Origin of the sequence: Streptomyces sp. NPDC051940, assembly GCF_040680895.1 — a bacterium.
GTDB lineage: Bacteria > Actinomycetota > Actinomycetes > Streptomycetales > Streptomycetaceae > Streptomyces.
Genome location: NZ_JBFAXR010000045.1, coordinates 36646 through 61263, shown reverse-complemented (window position 1 = coordinate 61263; position 24618 = coordinate 36646). Strand labels below are relative to the sequence as shown.

General features: G+C 72.7%; 23 protein-coding genes. 9 read left to right on the top strand and 14 right to left on the bottom strand.

Going from position 1 to position 24618, the window contains the following annotated elements:
* Window positions 1-149: 149 nt before the first annotated feature.
* Window positions 150-908, bottom strand: coding sequence for a phosphoglyceromutase (locus AB0M28_RS19370; protein ID WP_365405928.1), 759 nt, complete (start codon window positions 906-908; stop codon window positions 150-152).
* 81 nt (window positions 909-989) lie between these two features.
* Window positions 990-1784, bottom strand: coding sequence for a class I SAM-dependent methyltransferase (locus AB0M28_RS19365; protein WP_365405926.1), 795 nt, complete (start codon window positions 1782-1784; stop codon window positions 990-992).
* Between the two features lie 208 nt (window positions 1785-1992).
* Between AB0M28_RS19365 and mshA the strand changes: the two genes are divergently transcribed.
* From mshA to AB0M28_RS19350, 3 genes are all read left to right on the top strand, one after another.
* Window positions 1993-3300, top strand: a complete 1308-nt coding sequence (gene mshA / locus AB0M28_RS19360) for a D-inositol-3-phosphate glycosyltransferase (RefSeq protein WP_365405940.1) — start codon at window positions 1993-1995, stop codon at window positions 3298-3300.
* The gene (locus tag AB0M28_RS19355; protein ID WP_365405923.1) at window positions 3293-3781 is read left to right on the top strand and encodes a YbjN domain-containing protein; all 489 of its coding nucleotides are present in this window, start codon (window positions 3293-3295) and stop codon (window positions 3779-3781) included. Before mshA ends, AB0M28_RS19355 begins: the two co-directional genes overlap by 8 nt.
* A 133-nt stretch (window positions 3782-3914) precedes the next feature.
* The gene (locus AB0M28_RS19350; RefSeq protein ID WP_365405921.1) at window positions 3915-5588 is read left to right on the top strand and encodes a glycosyl hydrolase family 28-related protein; all 1674 of its coding nucleotides are present in this window, start codon (window positions 3915-3917) and stop codon (window positions 5586-5588) included.
* A gap of 51 nt (window positions 5589-5639) precedes the next feature.
* On the opposite strand, the gene AB0M28_RS19345 is transcribed toward AB0M28_RS19350, so the two are convergent.
* Window positions 5640-6902: an MFS transporter gene (locus AB0M28_RS19345; protein WP_365405918.1), complete on the bottom strand. Its 1263-nt coding sequence runs from the start codon at window positions 6900-6902 to the stop codon at window positions 5640-5642.
* Between the two features lie 421 nt (window positions 6903-7323).
* On the opposite strand from AB0M28_RS19345, the gene AB0M28_RS19340 reads away from it, so the two are divergent.
* Genes AB0M28_RS19340 through AB0M28_RS19330 form a run of 3 tightly spaced genes read left to right on the top strand, consistent with a single transcriptional unit; the run spans window position 7324 to window position 10965 of the window.
* The gene (locus AB0M28_RS19340; protein ID WP_365405915.1) at window positions 7324-9588 is read left to right on the top strand and encodes an RNA degradosome polyphosphate kinase; all 2265 of its coding nucleotides are present in this window, start codon (window positions 7324-7326) and stop codon (window positions 9586-9588) included.
* Between the two features lie 52 nt (window positions 9589-9640).
* On the top strand, window positions 9641-10549 hold the full coding sequence (locus AB0M28_RS19335) for a CHAD domain-containing protein (protein WP_365405937.1): 909 nt from the start codon (window positions 9641-9643) through the stop codon (window positions 10547-10549).
* On the top strand, window positions 10546-10965 hold the full coding sequence (locus AB0M28_RS19330; RefSeq protein WP_365405912.1) for an NUDIX hydrolase: 420 nt from the start codon (window positions 10546-10548) through the stop codon (window positions 10963-10965). The genes AB0M28_RS19335 and AB0M28_RS19330 overlap by 4 nt, the downstream gene beginning before the upstream one ends.
* A gap of 174 nt (window positions 10966-11139) precedes the next feature.
* Here the strand turns inward: AB0M28_RS19330 and mshD are convergent, their stop codons facing one another.
* Complete coding sequence (gene mshD, locus AB0M28_RS19325; RefSeq protein WP_365405909.1) at window positions 11140-12069, bottom strand: mycothiol synthase; 930 nt, start codon at window positions 12067-12069, stop codon at window positions 11140-11142.
* A 194-nt stretch (window positions 12070-12263) separates the two neighbouring features.
* On the opposite strand from mshD, the gene AB0M28_RS19320 reads away from it, so the two are divergent.
* On the top strand, window positions 12264-14039 hold the full coding sequence (locus AB0M28_RS19320; RefSeq protein WP_365405906.1) for a bifunctional metallophosphatase/5'-nucleotidase: 1776 nt from the start codon (window positions 12264-12266) through the stop codon (window positions 14037-14039).
* Window positions 14040-14098: 59 nt separating this feature from the next.
* Here the strand turns inward: AB0M28_RS19320 and AB0M28_RS19315 are convergent, their stop codons facing one another.
* The 6 genes from AB0M28_RS19315 to AB0M28_RS19290 form a co-directional block, all read right to left on the bottom strand.
* The gene (locus AB0M28_RS19315; RefSeq protein WP_365405903.1) at window positions 14099-14641 is read right to left on the bottom strand and encodes an SSI family serine proteinase inhibitor; all 543 of its coding nucleotides are present in this window, start codon (window positions 14639-14641) and stop codon (window positions 14099-14101) included.
* A gap of 23 nt (window positions 14642-14664) precedes the next feature.
* Window positions 14665-16188, bottom strand: a complete 1524-nt coding sequence (locus AB0M28_RS19310; RefSeq protein ID WP_365405900.1) for a HAMP domain-containing sensor histidine kinase — start codon at window positions 16186-16188, stop codon at window positions 14665-14667.
* Window positions 16185-16907, bottom strand: coding sequence for a response regulator transcription factor (locus AB0M28_RS19305; protein WP_365405896.1), 723 nt, complete (start codon window positions 16905-16907; stop codon window positions 16185-16187). Before AB0M28_RS19305 ends, AB0M28_RS19310 begins: the two co-directional genes overlap by 4 nt.
* A gap of 4 nt (window positions 16908-16911) precedes the next feature.
* Window positions 16912-18081, bottom strand: coding sequence for a trypsin-like peptidase domain-containing protein (locus AB0M28_RS19300; RefSeq protein WP_365405893.1), 1170 nt, complete (start codon window positions 18079-18081; stop codon window positions 16912-16914).
* A gap of 324 nt (window positions 18082-18405) precedes the next feature.
* A complete protein-coding gene (locus AB0M28_RS19295) occupies window positions 18406-19422 on the bottom strand; it encodes a LacI family DNA-binding transcriptional regulator (protein WP_365405890.1) in 1017 nt (338 codons plus the stop codon).
* A 98-nt stretch (window positions 19423-19520) separates the two neighbouring features.
* Window positions 19521-20279, bottom strand: a complete 759-nt coding sequence (locus AB0M28_RS19290) for a response regulator transcription factor (protein ID WP_365405888.1) — start codon at window positions 20277-20279, stop codon at window positions 19521-19523.
* A gap of 337 nt (window positions 20280-20616) precedes the next feature.
* Here AB0M28_RS19290 and AB0M28_RS19285 point away from each other — a divergent pair, with 337 nt between their 5' ends.
* Together AB0M28_RS19285 and AB0M28_RS19280 are read left to right on the top strand one after the other, a co-directional pair.
* Window positions 20617-20910: a hypothetical protein gene (locus tag AB0M28_RS19285; RefSeq protein WP_365405886.1), complete on the top strand. Its 294-nt coding sequence runs from the start codon at window positions 20617-20619 to the stop codon at window positions 20908-20910.
* 118 nt (window positions 20911-21028) lie between these two features.
* Window positions 21029-21766, top strand: a complete 738-nt coding sequence (locus tag AB0M28_RS19280; RefSeq protein WP_365405934.1) for an alpha/beta hydrolase — start codon at window positions 21029-21031, stop codon at window positions 21764-21766.
* A gap of 63 nt (window positions 21767-21829) precedes the next feature.
* On the opposite strand, the gene AB0M28_RS19275 is transcribed toward AB0M28_RS19280, so the two are convergent.
* The 4 genes from AB0M28_RS19275 to AB0M28_RS19260 all read right to left on the bottom strand — a co-directional run bounded on the left by AB0M28_RS19275 (window position 21830) and on the right by AB0M28_RS19260 (window position 24539).
* The gene (locus AB0M28_RS19275) at window positions 21830-22072 is read right to left on the bottom strand and encodes a DUF3099 domain-containing protein (protein WP_365405883.1); all 243 of its coding nucleotides are present in this window, start codon (window positions 22070-22072) and stop codon (window positions 21830-21832) included.
* Between the two features lie 131 nt (window positions 22073-22203).
* Window positions 22204-22491 carry a DUF1416 domain-containing protein gene (locus AB0M28_RS19270; RefSeq protein WP_365405880.1) on the bottom strand — a complete coding sequence of 96 codons (288 nt, stop codon included), beginning with the start codon at window positions 22489-22491 and terminating at the stop codon, window positions 22204-22206.
* Between the two features lie 35 nt (window positions 22492-22526).
* Window positions 22527-23369, bottom strand: a complete 843-nt coding sequence (locus AB0M28_RS19265; protein WP_365405877.1) for a sulfurtransferase — start codon at window positions 23367-23369, stop codon at window positions 22527-22529.
* A 486-nt stretch (window positions 23370-23855) separates the two neighbouring features.
* Window positions 23856-24539: a DUF2993 domain-containing protein gene (locus AB0M28_RS19260; protein WP_365405874.1), complete on the bottom strand. Its 684-nt coding sequence runs from the start codon at window positions 24537-24539 to the stop codon at window positions 23856-23858.
* Window positions 24540-24618: the final 79 nt, after the last annotated feature.

Below are 24618 nucleotides of genomic sequence, written 5' to 3'. Positions count from 1 at the left end.
ATACGGTCCCCCCTTCCCCTCCCCGACGCTCTTCCGACCCCGGCCCCCGCCCCCATGCCGCCGCCCCGGCCCGGGAGCTCCCGGGCCGGGGCTGCGTCATGCACGGACCGCGCCGTACACGCAGGTCGGGGGCCTGATCGCGGACGCGGCTACTTCTTGCCCTGGTTCTTGACCGCCTCGATCGCCGAGGCCGCCGCCTCCGGGTCGAGGTACTGGCCGCCCTTGGTGACCGGGTGGAGGTCGGCGTCCAGTTCGTAGTAGAGGGGGATGCCCGTGGGGATGTTCAGGCCGACGATGTCCTCGTCCGAGATGCCGTCGAGGTGCTTGACCAGGGCGCGCAGGCTGTTGCCGTGGGCGGCGACCAGGACCGTGCGGCCGTCGAGGAGGTCGGGGACGATCGCGTCGTACCAGTACGGGAGCATCCGGGCGACGACGTCCTTCAGGCACTCCGTGCGCGGGCGCAGTTCGGCCGGGATGCCCGCGTAGCGCGGGTCGTCGCTCTGCGAGAACTCCGTGCCGTCCTCGAGGGCCGGCGGCGGGGTGTCGTACGAGCGGCGCCACTCCATGAACTGCTTCTCGCCGAACTCCGCGAGGGTCTGCGCCTTGTCCTTGCCCTGCAGCGCGCCGTAGTGCCGCTCGTTGAGCCGCCAGGAGCGGTGCACCGGGATCCAGTGCCGGTCGGCGGCGGTGAGCGAGAGGTTCGCGGTGCGGATCGCACGCTTCTGCAGGGAGGTGTGGACGACGTCGGGGAGCAGCCCGGCGTCCTTCAGCAGCTCGCCGCCGCGGACCGCCTCCTTCTCGCCCTTGTCGGTGAGGTTGACGTCCACCCAGCCGGTGAACAGGTTCTTCGCGTTCCACTCGCTCTCGCCGTGGCGGAGGAGGATCAGCTTGTACGGTGCGTCGGCCATGCCCTGAGCGTAATCCACGCATGCCGGGGCTTTCCGCGTCGCCCTAGGGACGCCTTAGCGGGAGCCCCGGGACCCCCCGCCTCAGCGGAGCCCCCCGGGCGCCACCGCCTCCCATCGCACCGTCACCTCTCCCTGCCGCCAGCGGCGGGGGCCGTCCGTCAGCGGCCAGTCCCCCGCCAGCGACGTCACCGCGCGCAGCCAGCGCTGGCGCGCGCCGAGCGAGGCGTAGGGCGCGGCGGAGGACCAGGCGTGGTCGAGGTCGCGGAGGAAGGCGTGGACGGGCTCGCCGGGGACGTTGCGGTGGATGAGGGCCTTGGGGAGGCGTTCCGCCAGGTCGGACGGGGTGGAGAGGGAGCCGAGACGGGCGGCGAGCGTGAGGGTGCGCGGGCCCGAGGGGTCCAGGGCCACCCACACGTGGCGGCGGCCGATCTCGTCGCACGTGCCCTCCACCAGCAGCCCGCCGGGTGCGAGGCGCGCGCACAGCCGCGACCACACCTCGGCGACGGCGTCCTCGTCGTACTGGCGCAGCACGTTCGCCGCCCGGATCAGCATCGGGCGGCCGGGTACGGGTACCTCGAAGCCGCCGCGGACGAAGGTCAGCCCGGGGCGTGCGTAGGGGAGGGCCGCCTCGACGCGGGCGGGGTCGATCTCCACCCCCACCACCTGTACGGCGGGGCAGCCGGGAAGGAGCCGCTCCAGCAGCTCGACGGCCGTCCACGGGGCCGCCCCGTAGCCCAGGTCCACGGCCACGGGGGCGGCGGCGGACCGCAGGGCGGGGCCGTGCACGGCGGCGATCCAGCGGTCCATCCGGCGCAGGCGGTTCGGGTTGGTCGTCCCCCGGGTGATGGAGCCGACCGGCCGTGAGGACGACGTCATGCCCCTCAGCGTAGAACGCGCCCGGGACCGCGCCGGACCCCGGAACACGAAGCCCCCGGCCCCCCGGGAATGCGAAGACCCCGCGTCCGGTTCCACCCTGGAGGGGGATCACGTCAGCCGACGCCGCACACGAGGAAGGCCGCACACCGTGAGCCTGCGTACCCGCAGCACCCCCGCACGTCCGCAGCGGCGCCGCCTCGCGGCCTCGGTGCTGGGCGCGGCCGGCGGACGCCGTCCCCGCCGGATCGCGATGCTCTCCGTGCACACCTCCCCGCTGCACCAGCCCGGCACGGGCGACGCCGGCGGGATGAACGTCTACATCGTGGAGCTGGCCCGCCGGCTCGCCGCGCAGGGCATCGAGGTCGAGGTCTTCACCCGCGCCACCACCGGGACCCTGCCGCCCCGGGTGGAGCTGGCGCCCGGGGTGCTGGTGCGGCACGTGGACGCCGGTCCGTACGAGGGGCTGAAGAAGGAGGAGCTGCCCGCGCAGCTGTGCGCCTTCACGCACGGCGTGATGCAGGCGTGGGCCGGGCACCGGCCCGGCTACTACGACCTGGTGCACTCCCACTACTGGCTCTCCGGCCAGGTGGGCTGGCTGGCCGCGGAGCGCTGGGGCGTCCCGCTGGTGCACACGATGCACACGATGGCGAAGGTCAAGAACGCCGCGCTCGCCGAGGGCGACATCCCCGAGCCGTCGGCCCGCGTGATCGGCGAGTCGCAGATCGTGGACGCCGCGGACCGGCTGATCGCCAACACCGACGACGAGGCGTACGACCTGATCAGCCATTACGAGGCCGATCCGGCGAAGGTCGCGGTGGTCCATCCGGGGGTGAACCTGGACCGCTTCCGTCCGGGCGCGGGCGGTGTCGACAGCGGCCGGCTGCGCGCCCGGGCCGCGCTGGGGCTGCCCGCGGACGCGTTCGTCCCGCTGTTCGCGGGCCGGATCCAGCCGCTGAAGGCTCCCGACGTCCTGCTGCGCGCCACCGCCGTGCTGGTGGAGCGCGACCCGGCGCTGCGCGACCGGCTCGTCGTGCCCGTCGTCGGCGGTCCCAGCGGCAGCGGGCTGGACAAGCCCGAGGCGCTGCAGAAGCTGGCCGCGAAGCTCGGCGTCTCCGACGTCGTACGGTTCGTGCCGCCGGTGGGGCAGGACCGGCTGGCCGAGTGGTTCCGGGCGGCCTCGGTGCTGGTGGTCCCGTCGTACTCGGAGTCCTTCGGCCTCGTCGCCATCGAGGCGCAGGCCTGCGGCACGCCCGTGGTCGCGGCGGCCGTCGGCGGGCTGCCCGTGGCGGTACGGGACGGCGTGAGCGGTTTCCTGATCCCCGGTCACGACCCGGACGACTACGCCTCGGCGCTCCATCGCCTGGCCGCCGACACGCCGCTGGCCGCCCGGATGGGCCAGGCCGCCGCCCGGCACGCGCGGGGCTTCGGCTGGGACGCGACGGCGACCGCCACGGCCGAGGTGTACGCGGGGGCGATGGCGGAGCACCGCCGTCGCCTACGATCGCTGCATGTCTGACGCTCGTACGGTCATCGAGGCCACGCTCACCGAGGCGGGCCTGGAGTGGGAGAGCCCGCAGGACGGCAGCTACGTCGTCTCGCTGCCCGGCACCCGCAAGCTCTCCACCACCTGCTCCCTGGTCGTCGGCGCGCACTCCCTGTCGGTGAACGCCTTCGTCATCCGCCACCCCGACGAGAACGAGGCCGGCGTCCACCGCTGGCTGCTGGAGCGCAACCTGCGGCTGTACGGGGTGGGTTACGCCGTCGACAAGCTCGGCGACATCTATCTCGTCGGCAAGCTGCCGCTCTCCGCCGTCACCCCGGACGAGATCGACCGGCTGCTGGGCACGGTGCTGGAGAACGCCGACGGCAGCTTCAACACCCTGCTGGAGATGGGCTTCGCCACCGCGATCCGCAAGGAGTACGCGTGGCGTACGTCGCGCGGCGAGTCGACCCGCAACCTCGAGGCGTTCCGCCACCTCACCCAGCCCGAGGGCTGACCCAGGGCCCTCACTCCGCCCTGCGGTGCATATACGTGAACGGCGCACGGGTCTTCCTGGAGTCCCGGGTGGCATGGCACGCTCAGCCACGGCTCATCCGTGAATGCTGTTCACATCCATGAAAGGCGGGCTCATGGACTCCACCCCCTCGGGCATCTCCCGGCGTCGGCTCCTCGGCAACGCCGCCGGACTCGCGGCCGGCTCCGCGGTGCTCGGCGGCGCCTCCCCGGCACGGGCGGACGCGGCGCAGACCCCGGACCTGTGGCGGGAGTTCGCCGCCACGCCCTACACCCACCCCCAGATCCCCTACGTCGCCCGCGCCGGCTGCGACTACGGCGCCACCCCCTTCCCCAGCCCCCCGGTCCGCGCCAACGTGCAGCGCTACGGCGCCGTCCCCGACGGCTCCGCCGACGCCGCGCCCGCCATCAACGCCGCGATACGGGAGGTCGGCGAGGCGGGCGGCGGCACGGTGGTGATCCCGGCGGGCCGCTACCGGTGCGACGACATCATCCAGATCGGCTGGTCGAACGTCGTCGTACGCGGCGACGGCATCGGCGAGACGACGCTGTACTTCACCCGCTCCCTCGAGCAGATCGTCGGCATCAACCGCAGCCGCTTCGGCGGCTCCAACTCCGCCTGGTCCTGGTGCGGCGGCCTGGTGTGGATCGCGCCGCGCGCCCGCTTCACCTCCCTCGTCGAGGCGATCCAGGCGCAGGACTGGCCGCTGGAGGGCTGGTCCGGCAACCGGCGCGAGCAGTGCGAGACGCTGACCGCCCTGGCCGCGCCCGCCCGGCAGGGCGACTGGACGGTCACCGTCGCCGACCCGGGCGCGCTCGCCCCCGGCGACCGGGTGATGCTCCAGCTGGACGACACCCCGGACCACGCCCTGCTGGCGCACATGTGCGGGGACATCGCGGGGACTTCGTCGTACTACTGGGAGAACAAGACCAAGCTGCTCTCCTACCCGCCGTACGAATGGCCCGTCCGCGTCACCGCCGTCGACGGCGACCGGGTGACCCTGGACCGGCCGCTGCCGCTGGACGCGCGGCCGGAGTTCGCGCCGCGGCTGACCACCCTCGTCCCGCCCGTCACGGGCTCCGGACTGGAGTCGCTGACCGTCGAGATGACCGAGACCCCGCAGCTGCGCCATCTGCAGGACAAGGGGTACAACGGCGTCGTCCTGCAGTGCGCCTGGGACTGCTGGGTGGACCAGGTGCGCACCGTGCACGTCGACAACGGCTTCCTCTTCGTCGCCGCCAAGGCCTGCACCCTGCGCCGCACCTCGGTCGGCGGGCGCGGCAGCCACCATCCGTACGCCTGCCGCGAGCAGTCCCACGACAACCTCGTCGAGGACTTCCGGATCGAGGACCGCACCGCGCCCGCCGTCCCCGGCTCGGGGCTGCACGGCATCAACGTCGAGGGCCTGTCCAGCCACAACGTCTGGTCGCGGGGCGTGATGGAGATGGCGACGTTCGACACCCACCGCGGGCTGCCGTTCGCCAACGTCCGTACCGACATCACGGTGAACAACACCGGCGCCCACGGCGGCAGCGACGACGCGGGCCCGCTGTACGGGGCGCGCTTCGCCCACTGGAACGTGACCGTCACCAACGAGCGCGCGGGCTGCGTGCGGATCGACGACGTGGCGCCGCGCAGCGCGACGGTGGCGATCACCCCGGTGCGCCCGTTCGGCCAGATCGACCGGCCCGACTTCACCGGCGACCTGGACACGCGGCTGGAGCTGTACGGCACGACCCGCGTCACCCCGCGCAACCTGTACGACGCCCAGCGCACGCTCGGCGTCTGACCACCGGCCGTCCGGCCGGGCCCACCCCCGCGGCGCCCGGCCGGACACGCCCTAGGCGGCGGCCTCCGCCTTGCGCGCACCGGTGCCGGCCGCCGCGGCGACCGTGCCGGTGTCCGCGGGCAGCCCGCGCATCAGCAGCCAGTAGCCGAGCGCGGCCGCGGTGCCCACCACACCGCAGCCCGCCCACAGCCAGTCCGCGCCGTACCGGTCGATGACGAAGCCGCCGAGCAGCGGCGCCACCAGGGCGGCGACCGACCAGGACATGGAGTACATGCCCTGGTAGCGCCCGCGGCCGTGGACCGGCGAGAGCCGGACGACCAGGCCCGTCTGGGTGGGCGCGTTGATGATCTCGCCGAGGGTCCACACGCACACAGTCAGCGCGTACACGGCGATCGAGCCGGCGAAGGCGGTGAGCCCGAAGCCGTACCCGGCCAGCAGCGCCGAGACGATCAGCAGCCGGCGCGGGTCGCGGTGCTGGATGAACCGGGTCACGGGGATCTGCAGCGCGACGATGAGCACGCCGTTCACGGCGATGACGAGACCGAAGTCGGAGCTGGAGAAGCCGTCCGCGCCCATCGCCACGGGCAGCGTGATGCCGCCCTGCGAGAAGACCAGCGAGATCAGGAAGGACAGCCCCACGACGCCCATGAAGCGCCGGTCGCGCGCCACGGTCCGCAGGCTGACGTCGTCGCCCGCGCCCTTCGCGGCCGGACCTCGGTCGGGCCGCGACTCGGGCAGCTTCACGAACACCAGCACGGCACAGACGAGTGTCATCGCGCCTTCGAGGAGGAAGCCCGCCCGGTAGCTGTACTCGGCGATGAAGCCGGCGGCGGCCGAGGAGACGGCGAAGCCGAGGTTGATGGCCCAGTAGTTCAGGGAGAAGGCCCGCACCCGGTCCTCGGGCGCCACGATGTCCGCCATCATCGCCTGTACGGCGGGACGGGACGCGTTCGACGTGACACCGACGGCCAGCGCCACGGCGGGGATGGCCACGGGGTCGTTCATGAAGCCGAGCAGCGCCACGGTCCCGGCGGTCGACGCCTGCGCGAGCATCAGGGTGGGCCGCCGTCCCAGCCGGTCGGCGAGCACACCGCCGCCGATCGAGCCCAGCACGCCGCCGAGCCCGTGCAGGGCGACGACGAGACCGGCGTACGAGGCGGAGTAGCCGCGCTCCATGGTCAGGTACAGGGCCATGAACGTGGCGACGAAGGCGCCGAGGCGGTTGACCAGGGTGGAGGTCCACAGCCACCAGAACTCGCGGGGGAGCCCGCTGACGGTCTCGCGGGCGGCGCGTCTGAGGCGGGTGATGGACATGGGCGACCCCCGGACTGATGTAACTGGTGAAGCAGGCTTGCGCAGCTTACGTCGGCGGGATCCTCCACCGCCACGGACTTTCGCCGTATCCGGGCCCTAGGACCGGAGACGTGCGTCACGCCCGCGGAGGCCCGCCCTCCGCCGCGTTCCACGCCCGCCCCCGCAGCACGCCACCCCCGCACCCCGAATCCGTACGACGCTCAACTACCGCCCCGTACGAGATCGCCCGAAGCCGCACGACGCCTCACCGCCACCCCGCCGTTACCGCTGGTTAAGACTCGCTTGCGAGCCTGAGCGAATGCAGCGCCCCACCGCACCCCTCGCCGCTGTTCCCGATCCGCCGGGCGCGCGCGGCCCCGAACCCCCCGCCGGAGCACCCGCCGCCGTGCCTGAACCGGATGAGGCGCGGAACAATGGGGGTATGGAAGATCCCGCCTTCACCGCCGAGTCCGCATCCTCCAACGGCGCGAACTCCGCCGCGCAGCCCTCCGTCGGCTCCCTCGCCGCGCACCGGCCGCACGCGGTCGCCGCCGCGGTCGTGGGAGAGCTGGAGCTGGAACCGGACCTGGACGCGGACGCCGACGACTACGTCGACCAGACCGAGGGCGAGGAGCTGCCCCAGGGCCGCTTCCTGGACCGCGAGCGCAGCTGGCTGGCGTTCAACGAGCGGGTGCTGGAGCTGGCCGAGGACCCGGCCACCCCGCTGCTCGAACGGGCGAACTTCCTGGCCATCTTCGCCAGCAACCTGGACGAGTTCTTCATGGTCCGCGTCGCCGGCCTGAAGCGCCGCATCGCCACGGGCGTGGCGACCCGCAGCGCCAGCGGGCTGCAGCCGCGCGAGGTGCTGGAGCTGATCTGGACCCGCTCGCGCGAGCTGATGGCCCGGCACGCCGCCTGCTACCAGCAGGACGTCGCCCCGGCGCTCGCCGACGAGGGCATCCACCTGATCCGGTGGCACGAGCTCACCGACAAGGAGCAGGCGCGCCTGTTCACCCTGTTCCGCCAGCAGATCTTCCCCGTGCTCACTCCGCTGGCCGTGGACCCCGCGCACCCCTTCCCGTACATATCCGGGCTCTCCCTCAACCTCGCCGTGGTGGTCCGCAACCCCGTCACCGGCCACGAGCACTTCGCGCGGGTGAAGGTGCCGCCGCTGCTGTCCCGCTTCCTGGAGGTCGGCAACCACGGCGGCGTCCAGCGCTTCGTGCCGCTGGAGGACGTGATCGCGGCGCATCTGGAGGAGCTCTTCCCGGGCATGGAGGTGCTCGCCCACCACGCCTTCCGGGTCACCCGCAACGAGGACCTGGAGGTCGAGGAGGACGACGCCGAGAACCTCCTGAAGGCACTGGAGAAGGAGCTCATGCGGCGCCGCTTCGGCCCGCCGGTGCGCCTGGAGGTCGAGGAGTCCATCGACCCGTACGTACTGGACCTGCTGGTCCGCGAGCTGAAGATCTCCGAGGCCGAGGTCTACCCGCTGCCCGGTCCGCTGGACCTGACGGGCCTGTTCGGCATCGCCTCCCAGGACCGGCCGGAGCTGCGGTACAAGAAGTTCGTCGGCGGCGTGCACCGCGACCTCGCCGAGGTGGAGTCCGCGCAGGCACCCGACATCTTCGACGCGCTGCGCCGCCGCGACGTGCTGCTGCACCACCCGTACGACTCGTTCTCCACCTCCGTGCAGGCGTTCCTGGAGCAGGCCGCGGCCGATCCGGACGTGCTCGCCATCAAGCAGACGCTGTACCGGACCTCCGGCGACTCGCCCATCGTCGACGCGCTGATCGACGCCGCCGAGAGCGGCAAGCAGGTGCTGGTGCTGGTCGAGATCAAGGCCCGCTTCGACGAGCAGGCCAACATCAAGTGGGCGCGCAAGCTGGAGCAGGCGGGCTGCCATGTGGTGTACGGGCTGGTGGGGCTGAAGACCCACTGCAAGCTGTCGCTGGTGGTACGGCAGGAGGGCGAGACCCTGCGCCGCTACAGCCACGTCGGCACCGGCAACTACCACCCGAAGACCGCCCGGCTGTACGAGGACATCGGCGTGCTCACGGCCGACCCGCAGGTCGGCGCGGACCTGTCCGACCTGTTCAACCGGCTCTCCGGCTACTCCCGCCGCGAGTCCTACCGCCGGCTGCTGGTGGCGCCCACCTCGCTGCGCGACGGACTGGTCCAGCGGATCAACAAGGAGGCCGCGAACGCCCGGGCGGGCCGCCCGGCCCATGTCCGCTTCAAGATCAACTCGCTGGTGGACGAGGCGACCATCGACGCGCTCTACCGCGCCTCCCAGGCCGGGGTGAGCGTCGACATCTGGGTGCGCGGCATCTGCGCCGTACGGCCCGGCGTCGAGGGCCTGTCGGAGAACATCCGGGTGCGCAGCGTGCTGGGCCGGTTCCTGGAGCACTCGCGGGTCTTCATCTTCGAGAACGGCGGCGAGCCGGAGGTGTGGATCGGCAGCGCCGACATGATGCACCGCAACCTCGACCGCCGGATCGAGGCCCTGGTCCGGGTCACCGACCCGTCCCACCGGGCCTCCCTGGTACGGCTGCTGGACACCGGGGTGTCCGAGACGGTCGACTCCTGGCACCTCGGCCCCGACGGCAACTGGCAGCGCCACAACCTCGACGCCGAGGGGCAGCGGCTGCCGAACGTCCAGGAGATGCTCATCGACGCCCGGAGGCGCCGGCGTGGTACCGGGTGAGCCGGCCGCCCGGCCGGGAGCGGCGCGGCCGGTACGGGGCGGGGCGGGCACGCTGCTCGCGGCGTATCTGAGCGACCGGGCGACCGATCTGCTGCGCGGGCTGCGCGGACCGGAGACGGCCGGCGGCCTCGCCGCCGCGGAGGCGGCCTGGCTGGTACGCCGGTCCGCACGGCGGATCTGCGCCACGCTCGCAGCGCACGAGGCGCTGACCGACGAGGAGTGGGCGAAACGGGTGCGGGGCGAGCTGCAGTGGTTCTCCGGGCTGCTGGTGCTCGAGCACGTGTACGCCGCGCGGCTGGAGCGGCTGCTGGCCGGGCTGCACCGGCTCACCGGGCCGGACGAGGACGGTGACTCCCCTCCCGCCCGTGCCGTCGGCGCCGCGCGCGCCGCGGCGCTGCTGCAGCGGCGGCTGGGGCTGGCCCGCAGCCGGGCGCACACCGCGGCGCTCGACGCGATGGGCTCCGAACGCTTCCACGCCGCGGTGGACGCGGTGGCGCTGCTGGCGTCCGAGGCGCCGCTCGAGGGCGACGCCTCGCCGGAGGTGCTGCGGGCGGCCGTGGAGCGGGCGCAGCAGCAGCTGGCGGACGCGGTGGCCCGGCTGCCGCTGCAGCGGGCCGGTCATCCGTACAACGCCGAGGCGCTGGCCCGCGGCCTCGACCCGGCGCCCGCGCCGGAGCAGGACACGCCCTGGCGGCAGGTGCGCTCCCTGCTCCGCCAGGTCCGCTACGCCCACGAGGTGCTCGCCCCCGCTCCCCCGCCCCGGCTGCTCGCCGCCAGCCAGGCGCTGGACCGCCACCGCGACGCCGCGCAGGCGGCCGAGGCGGCCGCGAGCGCCGCGCACACCCCGCGCATCACGCCCACCACGGCGTACGCGCTGGGGGTGCTGCACGCCGATCAGCGGCACGAGGTGGAGGCGGCGCGTTTCACCTTCGGCCGGCTGTGGGAGAGGAGCACGGCATGACGACGAACCAGGAACCCGTGCGGGCCGCCGGCTGTGTGCTCTGGCGGCACGGGCCCGTGGACGGGCAGATCGAGATCGCGCTCGTCCACCGCCCCCGGTACGACGACTGGTCGCACCCGAAGGGCAAGCTCAAGGAGGGCGAGGAGGCGCTGGCGGGCGCCCTGCGCGAGGTGGAGGAGGAGACCGGCTACCGCTGCTCACCGGGCATCCGGCTGCCGTCCGCGTACTACGAGGTGGGCGGCCGCCCGAAGGTGGTCGTGTACTGGGAGGCGGAAGCCCTGACAGGCACGTTCACCCCGAACCCCGAGGTCGACCACCTCATCTGGCTCCCCGCCCCCATGGCCCGGCTCCGCCTCACACAAGACCGCGACCGCGACCTGGTGGACGCGGCCCTGGCGGTACTCCAGGCGGCATAACCACCGCGGAACGCGGAGGCCGCGGAACGCCAAGCCGGACCGCCAAGGCTGCGGGCAGTCGTGCCGCAGGGCGGCACGGGTGGGCGCAGCCGGACCGCAGCGTCCGCGCCGCCCGTGACCAGCCGCCCAACGGGGGTCCGGGGGCGGAGCCCCCGGGAAAAAAGAGAGACCCGCTCACCCCTCCGTGCGATACATCAGATCCGTCTCGTGCGTGGAAAAGCCGAGACGCTCGTACACCGTGACCGCCGCCACGTTGTCCGCGTCGACGTACAGCATCGCTGTCGGCATCGCCCGCTCCTCCGCGAGGTACCGCAGCCCCACCGTCGTGAGCGCCTTGCCCAGCCCCCCGCCCTGCGCGGCCGGATCGACCCCCAGGACGTACACCTCACCGAGCCGCTCCGCACTGTGGACCTTCGTCCAGTGGAAGCCGACGAGCGTGCCCTCCCGCTCCGCGAGGAAGAACCCCCGCGGATCGAACCACGGTTCACCCTTGCGGTCGTCGAGGTCGCGCTGCGTGAGCGACCCCTGCTCCGGGTGGTGCGCGAACGCGGCGGCGTTGAGCGCGAGCCACGCCGTGTCATCCGCCCCGGGGCGGAACGTCCGCACCGTCACCCCCGGCGCGAACACCGGGTCCGGCAGCTCGAGATCCGTCAGCGGACGCCGCAGCTGCCGCAGTTCGCGGAAGAGCGTGAGCCCCATCAGCCGGGCGAGATGCCGCGCCGCGGGATGCCCCCCGTGCGCCCACACCCGCAGCCGGTGCCCCGACTCCTGGAGCAGCGCCTCGGCCAGCGCCCGCCCGTGCCCGTGCCGGCGGTACGCCGGATGCACGACCAGCTCGGCCGCGGGGGCCTCCACCGGGTCGTTGTCCTCCAGTTGGGCGTAGCCCGCGAGCGCCGCGCGCTCGTGCAGCAGCAGATGTCTTACGCCGGGCCTGCGCCCGCCGCGCAGCTGCAGCCGCCCCTGCTCGGACACGGCCTGCTGCCCGTCGGTCCGTACGGCCGCGTCCAGCAGCCCCAGCACCGCGTACACCTGGGAGGGCGTGAGTTCGTCGTGGAACTCGACCCGGCGGGAGGAATGTGACAAGGCGGCCCGGGAGTCACTCATGCTGCGAATGCTAGGGCCTGTCGGCCCCGGTGCGGGACTCAGGCCCACTGCCGGAGTCCCGATCCGTGGAAGTCGGCCCTCCGCAGAACACACTTCAGGCACATTTCACTCGACCTTCGTGACACGCTACGCGCGTTGACCCTAGGCTGCCTCGCATCCTGACGGCCCGATGCGTACACACTTGGGGAGAGTGCATGAGGGTTCGGACCTTTGTGGGCGGGGTGGCCCTGCTGGCCACGACCGCCGGTTTGATCGGGGCGGCCCAGCCCGCCGGCGCCGAGGTGCGGACCGCCGCGGGCGGCGGCAGCCGCACGGTCGACGTACAACTCCTGTCGTTCAACGACTTCCACGGCAACCTCGAGCCGCCGACCGGCTCCTCCGCCCGGCTGACCGAGCTGCAGCCCGACGGCAGCGTGAAGACGATCAACGGCGTCGGCGGCGTCGAGTACCTCGCCGACTCACTGCGCACGGCCCGCTCGGGTCACCCGCTTTCGATCACCGCGGCGGCCGGCGACCTCATCGGCGCCAGCCCGATCACCTCGGCGCTGTTCCACGACGAGCCGACGATCGAGGCCATGAACGGCCTCGGCCTGGACGTCACCGGCGTCGGCAACCACGAGTTCGACGAGGGCCGCGCCGAGCTGCAGCGCATGCAGGACGGCGGCTGCCACCCGAAGGACGGCTGCTACGCCGAGGGCCGCACCTTCGAGGGCGCCGAATTCCCGTTCCTCGCCGCCAACGTCACCGACGACAGCACCGGGAAGCCGATCCTCGACCCCACCTACGTGTGGGAGAAGGACGGCGTCAAGATCGGCTTCATCGGCGTCACCCTGGAGGGCACGCCGAACATCGTCACCGCGGACGGCATCAGGGGCCTGACGTTCCACGACGAGATCAAGACGATCAACCACTACGCCGCGAAGCTGCAGCGCCAGGGCGTGAAGTCGATCGTCGCCCTGATCCACGAGGGTGGTCTCCCGGCCTCGGGCGCGTACAACTACGACTGCGACGCCGCCGGCGCCGGCTCCGGCATCTCCGGCCCGATCGTCGACATCGCCAAGGGCGTCACCGCCAAGGTCGACGCGCTGGTCACCGGCCACACCCACACCGCGTACGCGTGCACCATCCCGGACCCCGAGGGCAACCCGCGCACGGTGACCTCCGCCGCCTCGTTCGGCCGGCTGTACACCGACACCACGCTCACGTACGACCGCCGCAGCGGCGACATCGTCCGTACGTCGGTGGAGTCCGCCAACCACGTGGTGTACCGCACGAACGCCGCGGCGGACATGACCACGCTGATCAACCGGTACAAGAGCATCGCCGCCCCCATCGCCAACCGCCCGATCGGCTGGATCGGCACGGACATCGGCCCCGCCGACGGTCCCGACGACTCCCCGCTGGGCAACCTGATCGCCGACGCCCAGCTGACGTACGCCAGGTCGGTGGACCCGGGCACGTCCGTGGCGCTGATGAACCCGGGCGGCATCCGCGACGACCTCGACTACGTGTCGTCCGTCAACGGCGAGGGCGACGGCGTGGTGACCTACGGCGAGGCGTTCGCCGTCCAGCCGTTCGCCAACACCGTGAACGTCGTCGGCCTCACCGGGGCCCAGCTGCTCACCGTGCTGCAGCAGCAGGTCAGCGGCGTCAACCTGGCCTCGCCGAAGATCCTGCAGCCGGCGGGTCTGACGTACACGCTGGACCTGACGAAGACCGGCGCGGACCGGATCGTCGCCGACTCCGTCCGCGTGGCCGGCGCCCCGCTGGACCTGACCGCGACCTACCGGGTCGCGGCCAACTCCTTCCTCACGGGCGGCGGCGACGGCTTCGGAGAGCTGGCCAAGGGCGCGAACCCGCTGGTCGGCGCGGACGACCTGGTGGCCTTCGAGAGGTACCTGGCCGCCAACTCCTCGGCGACCAGCCCGCTGCAGGCACCTGCGGCGGACCGGGTGAACGTCGTCAAGTAGTCCGTACGCGAAAGGGGTCCGGGGCGCGCTGCCCCGGACCCCTTTCGCCGTATCAGGACTCAGAAGTCGAAGACGTGGCCCGTCGCCAGGTTCGCCTCGCAGCGGTTGCCGTAGAGCTTGGAGACGTACGCGACCGGCTCGTCCTTCCAGTGCCCGAACGCGTACACGCGCACCGGGGCGTACTCCTTGGTGCAGAAGCCGTCGGCCGGCTTCAGCTCCTCGAACCGCCCGCCGGCCTGCTGCAGCGTCTTGCACGCGGACCGGGGCTCGGGGTGGTTGCCGCCGGGCGGGCTGCAGACGAGGTACGCGGCGTCCAGCGGGCCGCGCCCCGTGGGCTGGGCGAGGAGCAGCAGATGGGAGCCGGGGCGGTCCTGCGACGGCAGGACCATCGCCCAGTCCGGGCGCGGCGGGCTCGCGGGCGCGGGCTCCGGGAGTACGGGCCGGGGCGTCACCGGCAGGACGGCCGGCTCCGGCAGCGGCATCGGCATCGCCGCCGGATGCTCTCCCGGGCCCGGTACGGGCGGCTGGCCGGCGGCGGCCGCCGGGCCGGCGAGGGTGAGCACGGCGGCCGCGGCGGCGGTGAGGGTGGTGAGGACTCGCATGGCCCCACGGATACCGTCCGGCGTCAGCCCGCCGCGGGACCCTCACCCGTCTGGGGCAATTCGCCCGCGGTGGCCGCCGTGTCCGGCGGCGGCGTCGCGGCGCCCGGCAGCCGCAGCACGGCCAGGGTGCCGCCGCCTTCGGCGGGTGTCAGATGCACGGTGCCGCCGGACTGCTGCACGGTCCGCGCCACGATCGACAGCCCCAGCCCCGATCCCGGCAGGCTGCGGGCGCCCGGGGAGCGCCAGAAGCGCTCGAAGACGTGCGGCAGCTCGTCCGGCGGGATACCGGGGCCGTGGTCGCGCACGGTGAGCTCGCCGTCCTTCAGCCGCACGTCGACGGCGGCGCCGGGCGGCGAGAACTTCACCGCGTTGTCGAGCAGGTTCACCAGCGCCCGCTCCAGCGACGCCGGCTCCGCCCGTACGAACCAGGGCGCGAGGTCCATGGCGATCTCTATCCCGGCACCGCGCAACCGGGCGCGCACCACGGCGCGCTCCGCGATGTCGTGCAGGCCGACGACCTGCAGCGGCCCGCGGTCGGGATCGGCGTCCGGCCGCGACAGCTCCTGCAGATCGCCGATGAGCGCGGCGAGCTCGGTCATCTGCGCCTTGACGGACGCGAGCAGCTCCCTGCGGTCGTCGGGCGGGATGGGGCGACCGGACTCCTCGCTGCGGGCGAGGAGTTCGATGTTCGTACGGAGGCTGGTCAGCGGCGTGCGCAGCTCGTGCCCGGCGTCGGCGACGAGCTGCTGCTGGCGGTCGCGTGAGGAGGCGAGGGACTCCGTCATGGCGTTGAACGACCGCGACAGGCGGGCGATCTCGTCGTCGCCCTCGACGGGGATCCGGACGGAGAGGTCCTCGGTCTGCGCGATGTGCTCCACGGTGTCGGTGAGCCGGTCGACGGGGCGCAGGCCCGCGCGGGCGACGGTCAGGCCCGCGGCCCCCGCGACGAGGACGCCGGCGCCGGCGACGGCGGTGAGGAGCCAGGCGAGGTTGGACAGGGCGTCCAGGGTGTCGGTGAGCGGCCGGGACACGGAGTACGCGATGGGCTGGCCGTCCAGCTCGGGGTCGGCACTGTCGACGATCTGGCCGGTGGCCTGGGTGTAGACCCGGAGCTTGGTGCCGTCCGAGGTGATCGTGTGCAGGGCCCATGCCTGTTCACCCGGGGGAGCGGCCGGGTCACCGCCCGAAGCGGCGACGTCCGTATCCGTCTTGGTCGCCGTAAAGATCCCTTCACCGGACAGCAGGCACCGCTTGCCGTTGCCCAGCACCAGCTGCTGCGCCGTCCCGTCCACCGGCCCCGCGGCCTGGGCGGGCAGTCCGAACGGATCCTCCGCGGGCTCGCTGCGGCACACCAGTCGCTGGGGGATCCGGATGTCCTGCGCACCGGAACCCGCCCGCCGGAGCGAGTCGTCCACCTGGCTGATCAGCCGGTCGCGGACGATCACCCAGCATGCCAGGGACACCACCGCCACCGCGACCGCCACCGCGCACGCGGTCAGCAGGGCGAGCCGCGACCGCAGGGGCAGCGAGCGGAAGCGTCTGGTCACCGCGTGCCGCCGTCCGCGGCGCGCAGGACGTACCCCACACCCCGCACCGTGTGCACGAGGCGCGGCGCCCCGCCGCCCTCCGTCTTGCGGCGCAGATACATCACGTACACGTCCAGGGAGTTCGACGAGGGCTCGAAGTCGAAGCCCCACACGGATTTCAGGATCTGCTCACGCGTGAGCACCTGCCGCGGATGCGACAGGAACAGCTCGAGCAGCGTGAACTCGGTCCGCGTCAGATCGATGACGCGCCCGCCCCGGGTGACCTCGCGCGTCGCGAGGTCCATCCGCAGATCGCCGAACTCGAGCACCTCGCCGTCGTCCGGGGCCTCACCGTCGGGCACCGCGTACGACGAGCGCCGCAGCAGCGCCCGGATCCGGGCGAAGAGCTCGTCCAGCTCGAAGGGCTTGACGAGGTAGTCGTCCGCGCCCGCGTCGAGCCCGGTGACCCGGTCGCCGACGGTGTCGCGGGCGGTGAGCATGAGGATGGGCGTGCGGACGCCCGTCGCGCGCAGCCGCCGGGCAGCCGTCAGACCGTCCATCCGGGGCATGAGGACGTCCAGCACGATGAGATCGGGCTGGTACGCGGCGGCCTTGTCCATCGCGTCGAGCCCGTCGACCGCGAGCTCCGTGGCGTACCCCTCGAAGGAGAGGCTGCGCTGCAGGGCCTCGCGGACGGCGGGCTCGTCGTCGACGATCAGAATGCGGGACTGTTCGGTCACGGGGTCAATTGTTCCGCAGGTCGTCGACGATCTTCTTGACGTCGTTGACGGGGATCGCGAAGCCGAGGCCCACGCTGCCCGCGTCGCTGCTGTTGGAGGAGGAGTACATCGCGGAGTTGATCGCGATGACCTCGCCGTTCATGTTGACCAGCGGACCGCCGGAGTTGCCCGGGTTGATGGAGGCGTCCGTCTGCAGGGCCTTGTACGTCGTGGTCTCGCCGGAGCCGAGGCTGCCGTTGTACTCCTGGCCGCCGAAGCCGAAGGGCCACTGGCCCTGGGACTGCTGCTGGCTCTGGTCCTGGTCCTTCTGGACGGTGACGTCGCGGTCCTTGGCGGAGATGATGCCGCTGGTCACCGTGCCGGTGAGGCCCTCGGGGGAGCCGATGGCGACGACCTCGTCCCCGACCTTGGCCTTGTCGGAGTCGCCGAGGGCGGCGGCCTTCAGCCCGCTCTTGCCGCTGACCTTGATCAGGGCGATGTCGTTGTCGGCGTTGGTGCCGACGACCTCGGCCTCGGCGGTGGAGCCGTCGTTGAACTGGACGGTGATCTGCTGGGCGCCGGAGATGACGTGGTTGTTGGTGACGATCTCGCCGTCCTCGCTGATGATCACGCCGGAGCCGGTGGCCTGACCGCCCTGCAGGGTCGCCTTGATCTCGACGACGCTGGGGCTGACGGCGCTGGCGACGGCGGAGACGGCGTTGGAGCCGCTGGTGGAGACGGGGGAACCGCTGACACTCCCGGAGCTGCCGACGGTGCCGGAGGCGCTGTCGTCCCACTGGTTGACGAGGGTGGCGGCGCCTCCGCCGGCGAGCGCGGCGACGAGCGCGACGGCGGCGAGCATCATGACGGGCCGCCCGGCCCGGTGCCGCGCGCGGCCTCCGGCCGCGGGGGCGGTTGCGCCTGCGCCCGGCTCGGCGAAGACGGTGCCGGCGCCCCACCCGGCGGGGGGCGGCGTGGCCCCGCCGCCGACGGCGGTCTCGGGCTGCGGATGGGCATACGCGACGGGCTCGGGCGCCCGGTGCCGCGGATCGGGCGCGGGCCACGCCGGATCCACACCGGAGCCCCCCCGCTCCCCCTGATAGCTGCCGGACGGCCACACCGTGGAACCGTCACCCATGGAAATGGGCTGCTGGTGATCCCTGCTCGGGTCGCGGAACGTCTCATCGCTGCTCATGCCAACGACTTTCGATCCCGAAGATGAGAACGCCCTGAGGACGAAGTGAGAAGCCCGACAGAACCCCGTATGCCCGATATAAAGACGCCTGGGCGCGCAGGGCAACCCCGGCGCGACCGGCACCCATCAAGCCCGTCCGGCGTTTGAGGACGAGCGCCGCAGGCGCGACGCGGGCGCAGCCCGCAAGGGGGCCCGGGGGCGAAGCCCCCGCAGCGGAACGCGACATGAAGCCCGTCCGGCGTTTGAGGACTGAGGCGCGAAGCGCCGACCGCGTCAGCCGACGCAAGGCGACCATTCGGCGCGACCGCCCCGCAAAGCGCAGCGTTACGCGCAGCCGCAGGACCGACGCACCACGAGCGCACAAGGAAATTGCCGCACGCGCTCCCGCCGCGACATCGGCCGCGGATCGTCGAGGAGCAGATCGACCGCCGCCCGAGCCATCGCCGGCCGGTCGGACGCGACCGTCGTCAGCGGCGGATCCGTGAGCGCCGCCTCCTTGACGTCGTCGAACCCGGCCACCGCGAGCGAACCCGGCACATCGATCCGCAGCTCCCGCGCCGCCCGCAGCACCCCGATCGCCTGGTCGTCGGTCGAGCAGAAGATCGCCGGCGGCCGGTCGGGCCCGGCCAGCAGCCCGAGCGCGATGCGATACGCGTCGTACCGGTTGTACGGCGCCTGGAACAGCCGCCCCTCCGTCGGGATACCGGCCTCGCCCATCGCCCGCCGCCACCCCTCGACATGGTCGGTGACGGGGTCACCGACCACCGGGGTCTCCTCCATGCCGCCGAGGCACGCGACGTAGGGGTGCCCGTGCTCCAGCAGATGCCGTACCGCGAGATGCGCGCCGCCCAGGTCGTCCGTGACGACGACGAAGTCGTCGACCGAGTCGCGCCGCTCGTGCAGCAGCACCACCCGCGCGTCCGCGGCGTCGATCTCCAGCGCGGCGGCCTCGCTCGGCCCCTGGCTGACGAGGATCAGCCCGGACACCCGCATGCCGAGAAAGGCACGCAGATAGTGGATCTCACGCTCGTCGAGATAGTCGGAGTTGCCGACGAGGACCATCTTGCCCCGCTCGGCGGCGGCCTGCTCCACCGCGTGCGCCATCTCCGCGAAGAAGGGCTGCCGCGCGTCCGGGACGATCATGCCTATGAGGTCCGTACGACGGGAGGCCATCGCCTGCGCCACCCGGTCCGGCCGGTAACCGAGCTCCGTGATCGCCGCCAGCACCCGCTCCCGGGTGGCGGGTGCCACGGGTCGGGGTCCGTTGTTGATCACATAGCTGACGACTGCGGTCGAGGTCCCCGCGAGCCGTGCAACATCGTCACGCGTCACCTTGGCCACGGGCGTAAGTCTACGCGGGATGAACGGCCCCCACCCAGGCCGGGATCAGGCCGGGATCAGGCCGGGATCAGGCCGCGCACCTGGACCGTCGCCGGGTTTCAGGCCCGGCGTGTGGACTCCTCCGCGGCCCGCTTGGCGACGGACTCCGCCTCGGCCGCGGCGGCCTCCGCGGCGGCCGCCTCGACCTTCTCGGGGGCGACGAACCGGTAGCCGACGTTGCGGACCGTACCGATGAGGGACTCGTGCTCGGGCCCGAGCTTGGCGCGCAGCCGCCGCACGTGCACGTCCACGGTCCGCGTACCGCCGAAGTAGTCGTAGCCCCAGACCTCCTGCAGCAGCTGGGCGCGGGTGAAGACCCGCCCCGGGTGCTGCGCGAGGTACTTCAGCAGCTCGAACTCCTTGAAGGTGAGGTCGAGCACCCGGCCCTTGAGCTTCGCGGAGTACGTCGCCTCGTCCACCGACAGATCGCCGTTGCGGATCTCCATCGGGCTGTCGTCGGCGGGGATGGCCTGGCGGCCGAGCGCGAGCCGCAGCCGGGCCTCGACCTCCGCCGGACCCGCGGTGTCGAGCAGCACGTCGTCGATGCCCCAGTCGGCGGTGACGGCGGCGAGGCCGCCCTCGGTGACGACGAGGATCAGCGGACAGCCGGGGCCGGTGGAGCGCAGCAGCTGGCACAGGCTGCGGACCTGGGGAAGGTCGCGCCGCCCGTCGATGAGGATGACGTCGGCACCCGGGGTGTCGATGAGGGCCGGGCCTTCCGCCGGCGCGACCCGCACGTTGTGCAGGAGCAGGCCGAGAGCCGGCAGCACCTCGGTCGAGGGCTGAAGGGCGTTCGTCAGCAGCAGCAGCGAGCTCATGATGCTCCTCCGGTCTTGCGGATCGTGCGGCTCGGCCTCCGGGTCGGCTTCACGGCCTGAACCAGTACCGTCCAGTACCAGCATCACGCTTTTGAAGCACAAAAGGACCCGGGGGCAACTCTGCCCGGGTCCTCTGCGCAGCAGAATAGCCCACTCGGCGGCGAGGGCACAGCAGCCGCCAGCATGCGGACTGTCACTCGGGGGGCCGGTGTAAAGCGCGCGCCCGTGTGCGCGGGGGGCCGTTTCCCCGGATGCCGTCCCCGGTACGGCGTGCTCTGCTGGCTGTGGGCCGGGGCCGTCACCGGGGCGGCCCGCCCCCACCAGTGAGGAGCGATCCGTGGCCGTTTTGGTGCACACCTTCCTGCCGGGCATCACCACCGAGCAGTACGACACCCTCAACGCGAAGCTGCAGGAGACCCCCGAGATCTTCGAGGGCTGCATCTCCCACGCCTGCGTCCCGTCCGGCGCCGGGCTGGACATCTACGACGTCTGGGAGAGCGAGCAGCACATGAGCACCTTCAGCGAGAAGGTGATGGCCAAGGCGGCCGAGGTCGGCCTCCCCGCCACGGACCCGGGGCAGCCCGAGACCCGGCCCGTCCACAACTACTGGTACCCGGGCCTCGAGGCCTGACGGGCCGCACCGGGCCGGAGCCCGCCCGCGCCCCGCGTATCGTGGGCGGGTGGCGCATTCCATACCTCCGCAGGCCGGCGGGCTGACGGCGACCCTCGTGACCGAGGACCGGACACCGATCGAGGCGGCCTACCTCCCGGGTCCGGCCGGCGACGCACCCGCGCTCGTCGTCGCGCACGGCTTCTCCGGCTCCCTGCACCGCCCTGCCCTGCGGCGCGCGGCGGCCGCTTTCGCCGCGCACGGCGCCGTGGTCACGTTCTCCTTCCGCGGGCACGGCCGGTCCGGCGGGCGGTCCACCGTCGGCGACCGGGAGGTGCAGGACCTGGCCGCGGCCGTCGCCTGGGCGCGGGCGCTGGGCCACGGCCGGGTGGCCACCGTGGGCTTCTCGATGGGCGGCTCGGTGGTCCTGCGGCACGCGGCGCTGCACCGCCCGGCCGGCCAGGGGGAGCGCGAGGGGCGCACGGCAGCACACGCGGATGCGGTCGTCGCCGTGAGCGCCCCCGCACGCTGGTACTACCGCGGCACCGCACCCATGCGCCGGCTGCACTGGGTCGTGGAGCGGCCCCTGGGGCGGGTCGTGTCCCGGGCGGCGCTGAAGACCCGGATCCACCACGAGAGCTGGGACCCCGTGCCGCTCTCCCCCGTGGCGGCGGCCCCTCTGATCGCGCCGACCCCGCTGCTGATCGTGCACGGCGACCAGGACGCGTACTTCCCCCTCGACCACCCGCGCTCCCTGGCCGCCGCCGCCCCGGAGGCGGAACTGTGGCTGGAGGAGGGCTTCGGCCACGCCGAGAACGCGGCCTCGCAGGATCTGCTGGACCGGGTGGCCCGCTGGGCGGTGAAGAAGGCGGCGTGACAGCCGCGGCGCCTTCCGCTCGTCAACACGACGAGCCGCGGCGGCGAACACCCGCCCGGGGGCTCAGAGCTCGTCCCACCACTTGTCGCCGCGCTCCCACCGGTTGCCGACTATGGCGGCCAGCGGCGGCATGAAGGCGGCGACGACGGCCATGCCGATGGCCACAGCCGGTGCCCACTGGTAGACGACGCCGGCGCCCACGAACAGGGCCACGGCGATGATCATCACGGCGAAGTAGCGCCGCCGGCGGTGGTACTGGCTGCGCGGAATCCGCGGGTCGAGGTCGAAGCCCGGAAAGCGCCCCATGGTCCCAGCGTACGACCGGGACCGGCCCCCCGTACGCACGGGGGCCGCGCCCCGGGGAAGGGGCGCGGCCCGTCGTCGTACAAGAAGGCCCGTCGTCGTGCGTGGAGGCCCGTCGTCGTCCGTGAACGCGGTCAGACCGCGATCGCGACCTCCGCCAGCCCGCCCTGCTGGGCGACGACCGTACGGTCGGCCTGACCGCCGGGGACGAGGGCGCGCAGCGTCCAGGTCCCCTCGGCCGCGTAGAACCGGAACTGCCCGGTGGCCGAGGTCGGCACCTCGGCGGTGAACTCGCCGGTCGAGTCCAGCAGTCGGACGTAGCCCGTCACGGGCTCGCCGTCGCGGGTGACCTGGCCCTGGATGGTGGTCTCACCGGGCTTGATCGACGAGGCGTCGGGGCCCCCGGCCTGTGCTCCGCACATGTATGTGTGTCCTTTACGTCTGAGGGGTCGGGGCGTTACTTGGCGGCGCCGAGCTCGATCGGCACACCCACGAGGGAGCCGTACTCGGTCCACGAACCGTCGTAGTTCTTGACGTTCTCCTGGCCGAGCAGCTCGTGCAGCACGAACCAGGTGTGGGCGGAGCGCTCGCCGATACGGCAGTAGGCGATGGTGTCCTTCGACAGGTCGACGCCCTCACCCTCGTACAGGGCCGTCAGTTCCTCGTCGGACTTGAACGTGCCGTCGTCGTTCGCCGACTTCGACCACGGGATGTTGCGGGCGGAGGGCACGTGGCCCGGGCGCTGCGACTGCTCCTGCGGCAGGTGGGCCGGAGCCAGCAGCTTGCCGGAGAACTCGTCGGGGGAGCGCACGTCGACCAGGTTCAGGCTGCCGATGGCGGCCACGACCTCGTCGCGGAAGGCGCGGATCGAGGTGTCCTGGGCCTGCGCCTGGTACGCCGTCGCGGGCCGGGCCTTGACCTCGCCGACCAGGTCGCGGGAGTCCAGCTCCCACTTCTTGCGGCCGCCGTCGAGGAGCTTGACGTCCTGGTGGCCGTAGAGCTTGAAGTACCAGTAGGCGTACGCCGCGAACCAGTTGTTGTTGCCGCCGTACAGCACGACGGTGTCGTCGGCCGCGATCCCGCGGGCGGACAGCAGGGCCTCGAACTGCCCCTGGTCGACGAAGTCGCGGCGGACCGGGTCCTGCAGATCCTGCTTCCAGTCGATCCGGATCGCGTTCCTGATGTGGTTCTTCTCGTAGGCGGACGTGTCCTCGTCGACCTCGACGATGGCGACCTTGGGGTTGTCGAGGTTGGCCTCGACCCAGTCGGCGTCCACCAGGACGTCACTGCGGCGGCTCATAAGATCTCCTCCGGGGCAGTTGCGGCGGTATGTGCGGGCAGGCGCCGGCGCGGCGGCGCTCCATCGCGCGGGGTGTGTGCAGGGCACGGGCCGCCGGAAGGGTCGCCGGTTGCGGGGAGGCACGGGCGGGCCGGGCGGCCGGGGATCCGGCCCTGGTCAGGGACGACGGACCCGGTTCGGGATCAAGGGCGACAGAGCATGGCGGCAACACGGCACAGGTCCACTGCCCGCCGCTTGGTGAGATCCGCCTGTCGCATCATGGGTCCGATCGTAGGGACGGGGACGCGGCCTGTCACCAGCATGTCGGATGCTGAGATGAGATCGTCCGGCATTCGGGATTCCGGGCGGCGGAATCGAGGCGCCTCCCCGGCCCGCGCTCCCGCGCCGGCGGCAGGATTCCGGGCTGTGGTCGCCTCGGTCTCAGTAATTGATACGGGCCATGGGTGAGGGGCTGAAAAGGGCCCCGGTCCGCGGCGGGTCCGCCGGTCAGCTCGTGAGCGAGACGTCCCTGCCCGTCAGGCCGATGTTCAGGCCGTCCGCGGTCGGGGTCACGTTCTTCAGGGTCAGTCCGCCGGGCAGGCCGGCGACCGGCTGGGTGAAGCCGATCTGCCGCCGCGCCGCGTCGACGGCCCCGTCCCCGTCCACCACGCGGAGCCTGATCGCGTCGCCGCCGGTCACTTCGATCTCCGCGGTGACCGTGGTCGCGACGGTGCGGCCGTTCACCTCGATGTCCGCGGTCACCTTCAGCCGCTCGTCCCCCGAGTAGGTCACCTTCAGCCGCTCACCCGACTGCTGCCGCAGCTGGTCGTAGCCGATCAGGGCGTGGCCCTCGGCGGTACCCGCGACCGCGGAGCCGAAGCCGCTGCCGAGCCTGATGTCCCGCAGCGTCGCCGACATCTCGGAGATCACGACCCGCCCCCGCTCGTCGCGGCCCGATGCCGCCTGTACGTCGCTGAGGTGCAGTTCCACGAGGTCCAGGTGCTTGCTCAGCACCTGGGTGAGGAAGGGGAAGCCCCGGATGGACACCGTCGTGTCGCCGGCGATGCCCTGCCGTGCCTGGATCCGGTCCGCCGCCTCGTCCTCGGCGACGCCCACGACCACGCGGTCGGCCACCACGAAGACGATCGCGAAGAGCGAGACGAGTATGAGAAGGATGCGAAGTCCGCGCATGGTCTGGGTCCCCCCGGGGTCGTCGGTGCCTGGAGGGAGCGTAGTGGCGGCTGGGGTTTCCGTGTTCAGTGCGCCAGGA

What these genes read in the sequence shown, in the direction of transcription:
- AB0M28_RS19370 (WP_365405928.1), bottom strand. Translation starts at nt 908, where the DNA reads ATGGCCGACGCACCGTACAAGCTGATCCTCCTCCGCCACGGCGAGAGC.
- AB0M28_RS19365 (WP_365405926.1), bottom strand. Translation starts at nt 1,784, where the DNA reads ATGACGTCGTCCTCACGGCCGGTCGGCTCCATCACCCGGGGGACGACC.
- AB0M28_RS19355 (WP_365405923.1), top strand. Translation starts at nt 3,293, where the DNA reads ATGTCTGACGCTCGTACGGTCATCGAGGCCACGCTCACCGAGGCGGGC.
- AB0M28_RS19350 (WP_365405921.1), top strand. Translation starts at nt 3,915, where the DNA reads ATGGACTCCACCCCCTCGGGCATCTCCCGGCGTCGGCTCCTCGGCAAC.
- AB0M28_RS19345 (WP_365405918.1), bottom strand. Translation starts at nt 6,902, where the DNA reads ATGTCCATCACCCGCCTCAGACGCGCCGCCCGCGAGACCGTCAGCGGG.
- AB0M28_RS19340 (WP_365405915.1), top strand. Translation starts at nt 7,324, where the DNA reads ATGGAAGATCCCGCCTTCACCGCCGAGTCCGCATCCTCCAACGGCGCG.
- AB0M28_RS19330 (WP_365405912.1), top strand. Translation starts at nt 10,546, where the DNA reads ATGACGACGAACCAGGAACCCGTGCGGGCCGCCGGCTGTGTGCTCTGG.
- mshD (WP_365405909.1), bottom strand. Translation starts at nt 12,069, where the DNA reads ATGAGTGACTCCCGGGCCGCCTTGTCACATTCCTCCCGCCGGGTCGAG.
- AB0M28_RS19320 (WP_365405906.1), top strand. Translation starts at nt 12,264, where the DNA reads ATGAGGGTTCGGACCTTTGTGGGCGGGGTGGCCCTGCTGGCCACGACC.
- AB0M28_RS19315 (WP_365405903.1), bottom strand. Translation starts at nt 14,641, where the DNA reads ATGCGAGTCCTCACCACCCTCACCGCCGCCGCGGCCGCCGTGCTCACC.
- AB0M28_RS19300 (WP_365405893.1), bottom strand. Translation starts at nt 18,081, where the DNA reads ATGAGCAGCGATGAGACGTTCCGCGACCCGAGCAGGGATCACCAGCAG.
- AB0M28_RS19290 (WP_365405888.1), bottom strand. Translation starts at nt 20,279, where the DNA reads ATGAGCTCGCTGCTGCTGCTGACGAACGCCCTTCAGCCCTCGACCGAG.
- AB0M28_RS19275 (WP_365405883.1), bottom strand. Translation starts at nt 22,072, where the DNA reads ATGGGGCGCTTTCCGGGCTTCGACCTCGACCCGCGGATTCCGCGCAGC.
- AB0M28_RS19270 (WP_365405880.1), bottom strand. Translation starts at nt 22,491, where the DNA reads ATGTGCGGAGCACAGGCCGGGGGCCCCGACGCCTCGTCGATCAAGCCC.
- AB0M28_RS19265 (WP_365405877.1), bottom strand. Translation starts at nt 23,369, where the DNA reads ATGAGCCGCCGCAGTGACGTCCTGGTGGACGCCGACTGGGTCGAGGCC.
- AB0M28_RS19260 (WP_365405874.1), bottom strand. Translation starts at nt 24,539, where the DNA reads ATGCGCGGACTTCGCATCCTTCTCATACTCGTCTCGCTCTTCGCGATC.